A 12,808-nucleotide genomic window follows, 5' to 3' on the forward strand; every position below is an offset into this window, starting at 1 on the left:
CAATAATTCCTTACCGTGCCGGGAAGCTAAAAAAGCAATGCAAAAAAAAACGGGTTCCATCGCATAATGACGATGGAACCCGCTTCCTATATAGTGATGAGTACTAATTAATAAACCCACTCGTTTACAAGTTTAGAATACTCAACAAGTTCTTCTTCTTTGAAGAATAAACCGATTTCACGTACAGCGCTTTCAGCTGAATCAGATCCGTGAATGATGTTTTTGCCGACAGTTACCGCAAAATCGCCACGAATTGTTGCTGCTGCTGCATCTTTAGGGTTAGTAGCACCCATCATTTGACGTGCTGTAGCGATTACATTTTCACCTTCCCAAACCATTGCGAAGACAGGACCTGAAGTAATGAAGTCCACTAATTCGCCAAAGAAAGGACGTTCTTTGTGCTCGCCATAATGTTGCTCAGCCAATTCTTGAGAAATGACCATTAATTTTGCTCCTGCAAGAAGGAAGCCTTTCTTTTCGAAACGGGAAACGATTTCACCGATTAAATTGCGTTGAACGCCGTCAGGCTTTACCATTAAAAAAGTTCTTTCCATGAATGTCACTCCTAATATGTATCATTGTTATTTGCCTATATAAGGCAATACTTTTAGAATATTACCATTGTTTGATGAGTTTCGCAACTCCCATTATCAAAACTTTCTTTTTCCGATATTTTTCGCGATATCCGATAAAGTTTTTCTAGCTTTAATGGCAGGAAGACCCTTCAACTCAGTAAAAGCTTTTTCTAAATACATATCACTGATCCTAGCTGCCTGTTCAATGGCACCGGAAGTTTTTATCGCATTGATTATATGGGACATTTCATCTTTTGGCGTATCTTCCCGAACAGTTTCGATAAGCTTTTTTAACTTTGGATCCTCCATAGCGATCAAAACGGGTAAAGTGATATTACCTTGAATCAAATCACTCCCGGCCGGTTTACCAAGCTCTTCTTCCGACGCCGTAAAATCCAATATATCATCGGTGATTTGATAGGACATACCGACATAATATCCGAATTTAAATAGCTTTTCGTGAATTCCCTCTTCAACACCTGCTGAAATGGCTCCCAACTGGCAGCTGGATGCAATGAGCAATGCCGTTTTCCGTTTGATCCGTCTAAAATATATCCGCCAATTCTGTTCGAAATTATACTTATCTTTAATTTGTTCAATTTCCCCAAGACATAGTTCAACCATGGTATCAGCGAGAATTTGATGCGCAAGCGGAGACTCGATGACCGCCATCATTTCCAGTGCACGAGCAAAAATGAAGTCGCCTGTGTACATGGCGACACGATTATCCCATTTCGACTTGATGGTAGCCGACCCCCTGCGTAAATCCGCATCATCCACAACATCATCATGTACAAGGGAGGCCGTATGAATCAGTTCCAGAGTCGCTGCGACATGCTTTACGACATGAATATCATAGTTGCCAAACTTCGCACCCAATAGGACGAATACCGGACGGATCCGTTTTCCACCGGATTGCAGTAAATGCAGGGAAGCTTCCCTTAAAACCGTGGAATCCGCTTCAATTGCGGCTTCCAGTTCTTTTTCTATTAATTGCAAATCTGCATTCAAAAATGAATACATCATTTTAAATTTCATACATTCCACCCAGCTTTGTCCATTGCTATTCTGCTTATTTTGAAGGCTTGTACCCGAAATGCGTTGCTGCTACCCCACCGAAATGGGCTTTATAACTGACATTTTCCATTCCTGCCTGCTTAAACATGTTTTCAAGCTTTTTCATGCCTGGGAAATCTCGAGCCGATTCCTGCAGCCATGAGTATTCACTATAGCTTTTTGCGAATAATTTGCCGAACATGGGCATGATGAAACGGAAATAAAAATAATATCCCTGTTTAAAGCCTAGCATCGTTGGCTGTGACGTATCCAGGCAAACGACCATACCACCTGGCTTCGCTACACGGTTTAATTCTTTAAGCACTTTCATGTAATCAGGGACATTCCGCAGCCCGAAACCGATCGTGACATAGTCAAAGCTATTATCCTCAAAAGGAAGTTCCATTGCATTCCCATGCATTAGGGAAACTTGATCCAGATTGAGTTCCTTCACCTTTTGTTCGCCGATTTTCAGCATGTTTTTACTAAAATCCAGACCAACAACCTTTCCTTCTGGTCCTACTTCATTAGCAAGGGCAATGGTCCAGTCCGCTGTTCCACAGCATACATCCAGTGCATGGGCGCCTTTTGGGACATTCATGATGGCCATTGTAGCCTTCCGCCATTTAAGATGCTGTTTAAAGCTTATGAGGGAATTCATCTTGTCATAATTTCCGTAAATCTTTTCAAAGACATGATGAACTTTTTGCTCTTTAGACTGCTCCATGATTCACCCTTCTTTCACATATGAATTTGCCATACTCTCTGTTTGTTCCAAGATGGCCTTCACTCTTTCCAGTAGTTCATCATCCAACTTTGCCAGCTTCCGCATCGAGCGCTCTACGGATTGCCTGGCATCCCTCAGGCACTTGTCGAATTGGGTGCGTACCTGTTCTTCCTTTTCCGAAATGGGAACATCCCCACCGATCGAGTCATCAAAAGGCATTTCCCTAAGGACATCAAAAACTATTGATTCCCCCGACTTCATATAACTTCTCTTCTCGGCATGCAACCGTTTTACAAGCAGCAGATCTTCCGATATCTCTATCCAGGCAGGCTCATTATAGTAATCCGCAAGTTTCTGAATCAGCGAAGCCTCGATCGCTTTTATCGTCATTAAAAGCGTTGGTACATCTTGAATCGACCCTTGTTGGTATAGAATGATTTTATTATCATTTATTTTTTTTATCGCGCTTGAAAGGATACGGATCATATCAACATTACCTATACTGGCAAGCCCTTGATAATATAAGCCACTATAGTAATCACCGGCAAGCACTTGTAATTGGCGATTTTTCAATACCTCCGGCGACTCGATTCCTTCACCCGAATTCGAGACGATTTCATGGGTATCCAAAGCTATTTGCACTAACATGGTTGAAATGATGTATTGATTCCGTTTTTCGCTTGTAACGTCCAAATCGTTAAACAATCCCCAAAGCAACATCAGTTTATCTTCGTCCAAGCTTGGCTTTTGTATATACTTCAACAAATATGGATGTTGAGCTTTCGTTTCTATTAATCGTTTTAATTGCCTTATGTCGTCCGTTATGTTTAACAATTGAGATCACCCTTGCATCCCCGAAAGATAATTTTTTTCATACATACATATTGGTTTCTGTCTGTGTAAAATACACATTATTATACCATAAAAACAATCAGATGAAATGGTCAACGTTTATAAAATGAAACTTCCAAAAACAAGGAAATCATCGACTTTTGCTCTTCAAAAAATGGATGCGGGAAATTTACAGCTTGTTAAACGCGATATCAGGTGATTGATTTATAATGAACCAAGCATTGAGAAACGATCATTTGTCAGGTGAATTCTTTTTGGAATCACTTTCTATCTCTCCGAATGGAGTATAGACCTTTGCATGGCCCCTGATTTTAATTGCCGAGGTATGCTCCGTGAATTGTGCGATCATCACCTCTCCTGAGTCCAGTTTTTCGGAGTGGTGAAACTTGGTGTCCGTTCCCCTTGTCAACCCGATGACATTCACACTATCCTCAATGGCTTTGATTACGACAAAATCATTCAGAATCTTTTTATCATTCATTTTTTCCTGCCCCCATATCCTTAGTCTTTAATGAATGCCAGTACTTCAGCTCTAGTACGGTGATCCTTCGCAAACGTTCCCCTTACAGCTGAAGTCACTGTTTTAGATCCGGGTTTTTTCACGCCTCGCATGGTCATGCACATATGTTCAGCCTCTACTACAACCATTACACCATGAGGCTCGAGCTTTTCCATTATCGAGTCTGCAACTGTTGAAGTGATGCGCTCTTGAAGCTGCGGACGCTTCGATACAGCCTCAACCGCCCGTGCCAATTTGCTTAAACCAGTCACTTTTCCGTTTTTCGGAATATATGCTACATGGGCTTTCCCGTAAAAAGGGACTAAATGATGTTCACATACCGAGTAAAACGGAATATCCTTTACAAGTACGAGTTCTTCATGGTCCTCCCCAAAAACAGTATCGAAATATTCCTTTGGATCCTGATTAAGTCCAGAAAAAATTTCTTCATACATTCTGGCTACACGAGCAGGAGTATCCAGCAGTCCTTCCCTCGTTGGGTCTTCCCCTACAGCCTCGAGAAGCATTTTAACCGCTTCTTCTAATTTGGCATGATCAACATTAGCCATTTTTTGTACCTCCTAAAAAATCAATAATATTATGTATTCAGATAAAAAAACCAAAGCGCGTTGCACCCGGAAATCCATAATTGCAATTATAAAGCGACCGATTACCCAAAGATTGAAGCCCTTTAAAGGCGGTTTCGCCAGAAGCGGTTTCGGATGGGTATTTTCTTGTGACAGATTTACCATCTGGAGCGTATCTAAAATATTCACTGTCTTTTATATTATCACAGATGGAAATTAAGAAGCAAAAAAAGGACCGCGTTTTCACGCGGCCCTTTTCGGTTAAGCACCCGTATGTAATGGTAGAATTACTTCACTGCATCTTTCAGCGCTTTACCGGGTTTGAAAGCTGGCACTTTGCTAGCTGCAATTTCGATTTCGTCACCAGTTTGTGGGTTACGCCCTTTACGAGCCGCACGTTCACGAACTTCAAAGTTACCAAAACCGATCAATTGGACTTTATCACCGTTTTTTAGAGCTTCTAAGATTGTATCAAAAACAGCATCAACAGCTTTTGTAGCGTCTTTCTTAGAAATTTCAGTTGCTGTAACAACTTCATTAATTAATTCTGTTTTGTTCATGCCATTCACCTCCTCCCAAAAGGAATCTTTATAAAAAATCATTATTACAACACTATAATAGTGATTTGATATTAGCTTCGGTCAAAAAATTTTCATTCCCTGACAATCAGGGATTACCAAGCCGATTTAATTTCCAAATAATTCATTCAGAAATTTATAAATAGGTTGAAATCGCTGTTATAACGCGTTTTCTGTATGTAGATTATCACAAATCCTATAAGCTTAGCAAGGGAATTCAAAAAATAATGGGAATCTTTTCATCAATAATTGTATATATTATAAATTTTGTCTTTCGCTATTCATCATTTCCCTTTTTTATAGAAATTAAACTTATTATATTGCTGAAAATCGCTTAACCACAAGGTTTTTTCAAGATTATACTAAAGAACAGCAGATTAATTCAAATATTAGCGTTCATAAATGATATTTTTCTTTCGATCCTGCCGTTTCTTCCACGTAAAAAGACCAATCCATAAATGGAGTTGGTCCGGTCTTAAACGTTTTCTATAAGATGATGGCAATCAAACCGCCACTGCCCTCATTAATAATCCTCTCAAGTGTTTCTTTTAATTTATAGCGTGCATTGTCTGGCATCATCGCTAATTTCACCTGTATGCCTTCCCTTACGTAGGAACTTAGGCTTCTTCCAAAAATATCGGAGTTCCAAATGGAAAGTGGATTGTCTTCGAAATCCTGCATCAGATACCGTACTAATTCCTCACTTTGCTTTTCCGTACCGATGATTGGCGAGAATTCGGATTCGACATCGACCTTGATCATATGGATGGAAGGAGCTACAGCTTTTAGCCTGACACCGAACCTGGCTCCCTGGCGGATGATTTCCGGTTCATCAAGACTCATATCGTTAAGGGATGGGGCTGCGACACCATATCCAGTTTGTTTAACCATTCTCAACGCATCGGCCACCTGATCATATTCTGCTTTCGCATACGCAAAGTCCTGCATCAATGATAACAGATGATCCTTGCCCCGAATCTCCACACCGACAATTTCCTTCAGAATATCATCATATAGTTCATCCGGGGCGTATAGGTCTATTTCTGCAACCCCCTGCCCCATCTCAATGCCTGCAAGCGCTGCACGGTCAATGAACTCGAATTCATTGAAATGACCGACTACACGATCAACATCCCTCAGGCGCTTAATGTCCTTGACTGTCTCTTTAACCGCTTCCTGGTAACTTTCCCTTAACCAATGATCCTCGCGCAGAACCATTACCCAGCTAGGGAGATTAACATTGACCTCGAGAACAGGAAATTCGTACAAGGCCTCGCGCAGTACACTGTAAACATCCGATTCCCGCATTCCTTCGACACTCATGGCCAATACGGGGATATCATACTTTTCCTGCAAGGATTCCCTCAGTGCTACCGTATTCGGGTGGTGAGGCTGAACGGAATTGACAATCATGATAAATGGCTTGCCAACCTCCTTCAATTCTTCGACGACCCTTTCCTCGGCCTCTAAATAATCACTTCGCGGGATTTCTCCTATCGAACCATCCGTCGTAACGACCACGCCTAATGTGGAATGATCCTGAATTACTTTACGAGTACCGATCTCGGCAGCTTCATTGAACGGAATCGGCTCTTCATACCAAGGCGTGTGAATCATGCGGGGACCATTTTCATCCTCATACCCTTTTGCCCCGGGTATTGTATAACCGACACAATCGACTAAACGGATGTTCACGTCGAGACCTTCAGCTACTTGAATCGATGCTGCCTGGTTCGGTACGAATTTGGGTTCCGTCGTCATGATCGTCTTTCCGGCAGCACTTTGTGGCAATTCATCCTGTGCCCTGGCGCGGTCCGCCTCAGACGGTATATTCGGAATGACGACTAGCTCCATGAATTTTTTAATAAATGTGGATTTTCCAGTCCTGACGGCACCGACCACCCCCAAGTATATATCGCCACCGGTCCGTTCAGCTATATCTTTAAAAATATCTACCTTTTCCAAGGTATCCCCTCCCGAATTAGAGTTTTGGGATTTCGTTTATCCATTTGCATTTATTTAGGACAATATATATCTATGATGTTGTCCTAAAAATTTATTCCATTTATTTCCCTGGTTCAATCCCTTCCTCCACCAGAAATTTTTATATAAGGGTTGTTATTTTAAAAGTAAGATGAAATAAAGATAAAAGAAATAACCCTTCCCCTACAATATATTTTGCAGAAGAAGGGTTATGCCTATTTTGTAAGAAATATTGGAGTATTTGTTTTTTCATCAATTGTATATGGTAACGAATAGGCAGGGACGAACTCCGAACTCCGCACCAGCAGTTCCCGGATATCTTCACCTTGCTTGATTTTCCCCTCATTCTTCTTCAATGCCTCAAGTAAATCCGGGGTATAATCAACAAAAACGCTGCCTTGACCATCGACTACAAGGTATAAATCTTTTTGTGAAAATGGACTCGTGACCGTCGGAGCTTCCTTCAGGCCCATCTTTTCATAATCAAGCGTGAAGACATTATCGGATAACCTTTCCTTAAACGGCGGGTATCCGTTGCTTTGCTGATAGGCAGTCAACCTCAAGGAAACATCCTGAATCTTCTGCGCCATCCTGACATCCAACAGCTTTACAGTCGGATCTTTTTCAACATTAACGAGGATGTATTGAAAGACACCCCCTGATTCAAAGGCATTGTCAGGCGGCTCAGCCATATACCTCGGCGAAATCTTAGAAAATTTTATGACATATTTTTGATAAATCGGTGTCCCTGCATCTTTAGTAACTATCGGCAGTATGCCGCCTTCATCCTTCTGAAATTGATCCACTGCACTTTGGACGGATTGTATTTGTTCTTTATAAGGCAGTTGGTTTTGCATTTTTTGCTTCTCCGGATATAAGCAGCCGGATAATGATACAGAGATGCATAATAAACATAATATTTTGAAAAAATTTCTCATCATTTCTCCTCACCTATCAAGTGGTTGGCCCGCTAAGAACAACGATAAGGATGATCAAGCCGGCCAGAATCATAAGTATGTATGCGATAATTGCTGTCAAGACTCTCCAAAAACCTTTTAATTTATAGCGGCTTAAGTAGATTAGAAATATAGAGATAACCATAAAGCCCATAGCTATAAAGGATATCCACATTTTTTGCAGGGCAGGTGTCATATCTTCATCACTCCTTTTTCCAGAAATTATTATAACATACCAAATTACGTTAAAGGAATTAAATCCTTGTCCAATCTGTGTAATTCCCGTTTTCATTACTCGTTCTCGTGAAAAAAAATTCTGAGATCCAGTTATAAAACGAGAAATATGTAATTATTCCCTCCTCCAAGCAACAAAAAAACAGCGCAATGACTGTTTCAGTTTATAAACAAACTCGATAATAATTGAGTTTGTCGACAGTTTTTTAAGGTGTTTAAAATTTGATCGTTGATTGGAACGTAGGGCACTCGCTTTACCGGAAGGTCCGCCCTCGGCTCTATTAGCGCCTGTGGGGTCTCCCTTGGCCCCGCTTTCCCGCAGGAGTCTCGTACGTTCCGTTCCAGTCAACCTTGTGTTAACAGGAAGATAAGCTCCTTATTTAAGGATGAATACTCGAGGTGGTGAGGATACCTTTGATCAGCTTGAAATGTTTACTTAGAATACCTCTTGCAGATTAGTAGAATGGAGGTTCCCATTCATGTAAAGAAGATGGCCACCTGGACTTGACGAAGGGGAGAAATGGTGGAAATAATGACCTTGGAGAGTTCATCATTATCTAAAACTGCTACAAATTCAAAAAGGTTTCGGAATGATACCATTCCGAAACCTTTTTATCTACAGTCTGAATCAGCCAAAGGCTGTTTTTCCGCTTTTTTTAATTAAGATTGAAGAGTTGGCAAGACTTCTTTAAACGCTTTAATTACTGTATCGACTTCATCCAGCTTAATAGTCAATGATGGCTCGATCCTGATTGTTTTGGAATTAATAAGCGTACCTGCCACCAAGATGCCTTTATCAAAAAGGGCTTTTGAGAATTCATAACCCACTTCATCTTTATGGAACTCAATACCGATCATTAATCCTTGGCCACGGATTTCCAGCACCTTATCTTTGTGCTCAGCAGCCACTTCCCTTAACCCATTTAAGAAGTATTCTCCAACTTCCGCAGCACGCTGCGGTAAGTTTTCTTCCAAAAGTACGTCGATCGTAGCGATGGCCGCAGCACAAGCTAATGGATTTCCACCAAATGTCGTAGTATGCATGAATGGATTGTCGAACCAGCTTTTAAATACTTTCTCATTGGCTACAACAGCGCCTGCAGGCATTACACCGCCACCAAATGCTTTCGCTAAACAAATAATGTCCGGAACAACATCATATAGCTCAGAAGCGAACATTTTACCTGTCCGTCCCATTCCTGTTTGCACTTCATCCAAGATCAATAACGCATCATATTCGTCACATAATGCCCGAACCTGCTTTAAATAATCCTGCGGAGGCAGAATGACCCCTCCTTCACCTTGAATAGGCTCTAACAGCACAGCAGCAACATCTTCACCGACCAATGCACAACTTTCAAACGTTTTTCTCATCATATCCACATCACCGAACGGTACATGGCGCACACCTGGAACCAACGGGATGAACGGTTTTCTGAACATGCCCTTTGCCGTTGCCGATAGGGAACCAAGGCTTTTCCCATGAAATGATTTTGTCGTGGAAATGATCGTGTATTTGTCACTGTACATTTTAGCCAACTTAAGTGCAGCTTCCACGCTCTCGGTACCGCTGTTCGTAAAGAATGAGTATTTTAGATCTCCCGGTGTGATTTCGGCAAGGATCTTGGCAAGCATTGCACGTAATGGATCAAGTAAGTCCTGGCTATGAAGGGCTTGTCTTTGCAATTGATCGGTTACTGCCTTTACTACTTTAGGGTTACGATGGCCAACATTATAAATACCAAAGCCACCTAAACAATCAATATATTTTTTTCCATTTACATCCGTAAAACAGGAATCTTGATCAGACCACTCCACCGAAGCGAACTGTGTGTCTTTAGTGACCGTCTTCCGGTATTCCAAAAACCCAGGGTTTACATGGTTACGGAAATTCTCGACCGTTTCTCTTGTTACCCACTGTGCATCTTCTTTTGAAATTTCTTTCTGCTCGATTAGTTGAAGCACCTTTTTAATATAATCTTGAGTTGCTGATTGGTTAGCTTGAGTGTTTTTACTTTCTACGTTAATTGACATTTTATAATCTCCTTTTTTTTATAGCTTTAGTTGATGGGTTAATTAAGTTTGCTTGTTTTATGAAACTTTGATGCTTACCTCCCTTTTTTCTTATACTTACTAATCAAGCAAGAAGCATGCCAAGTTAATTAACCAATAAAATCGCATTTTTTTAAAAAAACCACTCTAAAACTATGCAAATATGCATATCGTTATTTCACTTTGCATAATCAAGTTTGGGAAATCATTGAAAAGCTTCGAAAATGCCTTCATAAAAATAAAAGCCGTTGAAAAGTGATTTGCATCACTCGGCAACGGCTTTTGATCAAAATGCATCATTTTCGATTTTCTTACTTTGTTCAGCTAACACTTTTTGATACTTCCTGCTCACTGACGATTGACTTATCCCGAGCGCTTTAGCCGCTTTGGTCGTGGTTTTATACTGTTTCATGGCAAGCATGATCAATTGTTCTTCCACATGATCCTGCGCTTCCTGCAGCGGAAGGATTCTCGTAATGATGGGTTTCGTTTGTTTAAAGTCACTACCCACAGGTATGAACCTTTGAATGAAGTCAGCATCGATCATCTCTTCATCTGCAGAAACAACCAATCTTTCAATCATGTTCTGCAACTCACGAATGTTTCCCGGCCAAGTATAGACTTCAAGTATATTTAATGCATCAGGGGAAAAGTGATAATTCCGCTGATACCTTTCATTCAGTTTTTGCAGGAAATGAAAGGCTAGCGGCGGTATATCTTCCGGCCTTTCCCTTAATGGGGGCACATGTATGGGTATGACGTTCAACCGATAGAATAAATCTTCCCGGAACGTGCCCATCTCGACCATTTTTTCCAGACTCTTATTCGTGGCCGCAACAATTTGAACATCAATGGAAATGGGTGTAGTGCTGCCAATCGGAATCACTTCCTGTTCCTGGAGCACCCGCAGCAGCTTGACTTGCAGATGTATGGGCATGTCACCAACTTCATCCAGGAATAAAACACCTTTATTAGCCTGCTGAAAGTATCCTACCTTCCCATTTTTATCCGCTCCTGTAAAGGAACCCTTCGTATAACCAAACAATTCACTTTCGAGAAGGTTTTCCGGAATCGCCCCGCAATTTATCTTCAGGAAAGGCATTTTAGATCGCCTGCCCATTTTATGAATGGCTTCAGCTATCACTTCTTTACCTACTCCCGACTCCCCATTAATTAATACAGTAGATGAAAAATGGGCGATTTTCTTGACTTGGCTGATTATCTGCTCCATTTTAGGACTTGCAAAAACCAACTCTTTATAAAATTGATCCTGTTTTTTGAAAGAGTCCAGTTCTTTCCTCATTTCATTTAATTCCGATTTCAATTGTGTCGTTTCCGTTATATCCCTTGATGCAATGACTATTCGATCTATTTCCCCTTTTTCATTGAACACAGGAGTGCCGACGGAAAGGACTTTCTTATTCATTTTCGTATCTTGGACAATCGATACTTTCTTTTTTTGTTCAAGGACTAACCGGGTTACCGAAGGATTAAAAATCCCTTCATCCTCTAATTGCAAGAGATTCTTCCCGATATAATCTTTTAAGTCCTTCCCCCAGAATCCCGAGATGATGCTGTCACTATAGCGCAGCAGCTCTCCTTTTTGATTGACTACAAGTATTTCATCATAGATATTCGCTAAAATGGCATTCAAATCTTTATTCGAGCTTTTTATCAATTCTATTTCCATGGCCATTTCCTCAACCATCGGTAAATCCTGAACAATGATGATCAGACCTTCGACTTCTTTTTCATGGTTCAGAATCGGGCTATAGTCGACAAGCACACTCATGACATCAGTAATCTCCAACTGATTCAGAATACTGCTCCCGCTGGCAAACACGCTATGTATATGCTGCTTATTGAAGATGCTCGCAGCAGGTTCATTAAGGACTTGTTCAGAAGGCTTTTTTATCATCTTCAAGCCTGATTCATTGAAGTTCACGATATTCTTTTCTTTATCAGCCACAAATATCCCCATAGGAATGGAGGTTAATATAACATTTAACAGGTCTAAATTTTGTTTGCTATCCTGCTTGAATAATTCAGCTAATACATCTTCCCTTTTTACATAACCGGTTAGCAGGCCATCATCCGTTTTTATCAGTACGATAGGCTCACCGATAATTTGAAACAAATGCGGCAAGGAAATGTTAGGGTGCAATTTACAGACATTATCAATCGAAAAAGCATACTGTAAAAGCTGATCGACTGTCGTTATTTTTTCATTTAACGGGAGGTCATCCATGCGGATATACGCAAACACTTGATTTTCCTTCATAAGAAAGAAGAAAGGTTCCTGTATCTCATGAATATTTTGGTCTGAAAATGTAGGCTGATCAATTGTTATAGTTATGAATGGTCTAATTTTATCATCCGGAATAGATAACACAGTTTCACTCTCCTTTTGTAACCTAACCTATATTTTATCACAATTCCGAATTGCAAGATAAAAAATAAGAGGTACCATTACTCATATCCAGCATTTACCTTTACTCATCCCACGACAAAAGGGTCCTTAAACGGACCCTTTTGACCTAAAAACCTGATATGCAGCTTAGACTTATTTTATAAAGGACCGTCCACCTTATCTTATACATTCCAATCATGTTTGAATTTTGCTTATTCCTGTTTGTTATGATTCATGGATGGCCGTCCTCTGCCAGGGGTTTTTATACAGATAGGACAGCTCCCTCCATACCGTCATTA

General features: G+C 40.6%; 12 protein-coding genes. All 12 read right to left on the reverse strand.

Annotated features, from left to right (window positions below):
* Window positions 1-107 precede the first annotated feature (107 nt).
* The 12 genes from ndk to OTG27_RS05160 all read right to left on the reverse strand — a co-directional run bounded on the left by ndk (window position 108) and on the right by OTG27_RS05160 (window position 12,491).
* A complete protein-coding gene (gene ndk, locus OTG27_RS05105; protein WP_034308008.1) occupies window positions 108-554 on the reverse strand; it encodes a nucleoside-diphosphate kinase in 447 nt (148 codons plus the stop codon).
* A 96-nt stretch (window positions 555-650) separates the two neighbouring features.
* Window positions 651-1,613 (reverse strand): heptaprenyl diphosphate synthase component II, encoded by a 963-nt coding sequence (gene hepT / locus OTG27_RS05110; protein ID WP_053535594.1) that lies wholly within the window; start codon window positions 1,611-1,613, stop codon window positions 651-653.
* Between the two features lie 34 nt (window positions 1,614-1,647).
* Window positions 1,648-2,358, reverse strand: coding sequence for a demethylmenaquinone methyltransferase (locus tag OTG27_RS05115; RefSeq protein ID WP_034308012.1), 711 nt, complete (start codon window positions 2,356-2,358; stop codon window positions 1,648-1,650).
* A gap of 3 nt (window positions 2,359-2,361) precedes the next feature.
* Complete coding sequence (locus tag OTG27_RS05120; protein WP_268936401.1) at window positions 2,362-3,192, reverse strand: heptaprenyl diphosphate synthase component 1; 831 nt, start codon at window positions 3,190-3,192, stop codon at window positions 2,362-2,364.
* A 250-nt stretch (window positions 3,193-3,442) separates the two neighbouring features.
* Entirely contained in the window at window positions 3,443-3,691 is a 249-nt protein-coding gene (gene mtrB, locus OTG27_RS05125) for a trp RNA-binding attenuation protein MtrB (RefSeq protein WP_034308017.1), read from the reverse strand.
* A 20-nt stretch (window positions 3,692-3,711) separates the two neighbouring features.
* A complete protein-coding gene (gene folE, locus OTG27_RS05130) occupies window positions 3,712-4,278 on the reverse strand; it encodes a GTP cyclohydrolase I FolE (protein ID WP_034308020.1) in 567 nt (188 codons plus the stop codon).
* A 305-nt stretch (window positions 4,279-4,583) separates the two neighbouring features.
* Window positions 4,584-4,856 (reverse strand): HU family DNA-binding protein, encoded by a 273-nt coding sequence (locus OTG27_RS05135; protein WP_034308023.1) that lies wholly within the window; start codon window positions 4,854-4,856, stop codon window positions 4,584-4,586.
* Window positions 4,857-5,360: 504 nt separating this feature from the next.
* Window positions 5,361-6,839 carry a stage IV sporulation protein A gene (gene spoIVA, locus OTG27_RS05140; RefSeq protein ID WP_034308024.1) on the reverse strand — a complete coding sequence of 493 codons (1,479 nt, stop codon included), beginning with the start codon at window positions 6,837-6,839 and terminating at the stop codon, window positions 5,361-5,363.
* Window positions 6,840-7,072: 233 nt separating this feature from the next.
* Window positions 7,073-7,798 (reverse strand): hypothetical protein, encoded by a 726-nt coding sequence (locus tag OTG27_RS05145; protein ID WP_268936402.1) that lies wholly within the window; start codon window positions 7,796-7,798, stop codon window positions 7,073-7,075.
* A 13-nt stretch (window positions 7,799-7,811) separates the two neighbouring features.
* A complete protein-coding gene (locus tag OTG27_RS05150) occupies window positions 7,812-8,009 on the reverse strand; it encodes a DUF2768 domain-containing protein (protein ID WP_048681698.1) in 198 nt (65 codons plus the stop codon).
* A gap of 698 nt (window positions 8,010-8,707) precedes the next feature.
* A complete protein-coding gene (locus tag OTG27_RS05155; protein ID WP_048681701.1) occupies window positions 8,708-10,081 on the reverse strand; it encodes a putrescine aminotransferase in 1,374 nt (457 codons plus the stop codon).
* 304 nt (window positions 10,082-10,385) lie between these two features.
* Entirely contained in the window at window positions 10,386-12,491 is a 2,106-nt protein-coding gene (locus OTG27_RS05160) for a sigma 54-interacting transcriptional regulator (protein WP_268591104.1), read from the reverse strand.
* Window positions 12,492-12,808: the final 317 nt, after the last annotated feature.

The organism is Peribacillus sp. AS_2 (assembly GCF_026891895.1).
In the GTDB taxonomy this organism is placed as follows: domain Bacteria; phylum Bacillota; class Bacilli; order Bacillales; family DSM-1321; genus Peribacillus; species Peribacillus frigoritolerans.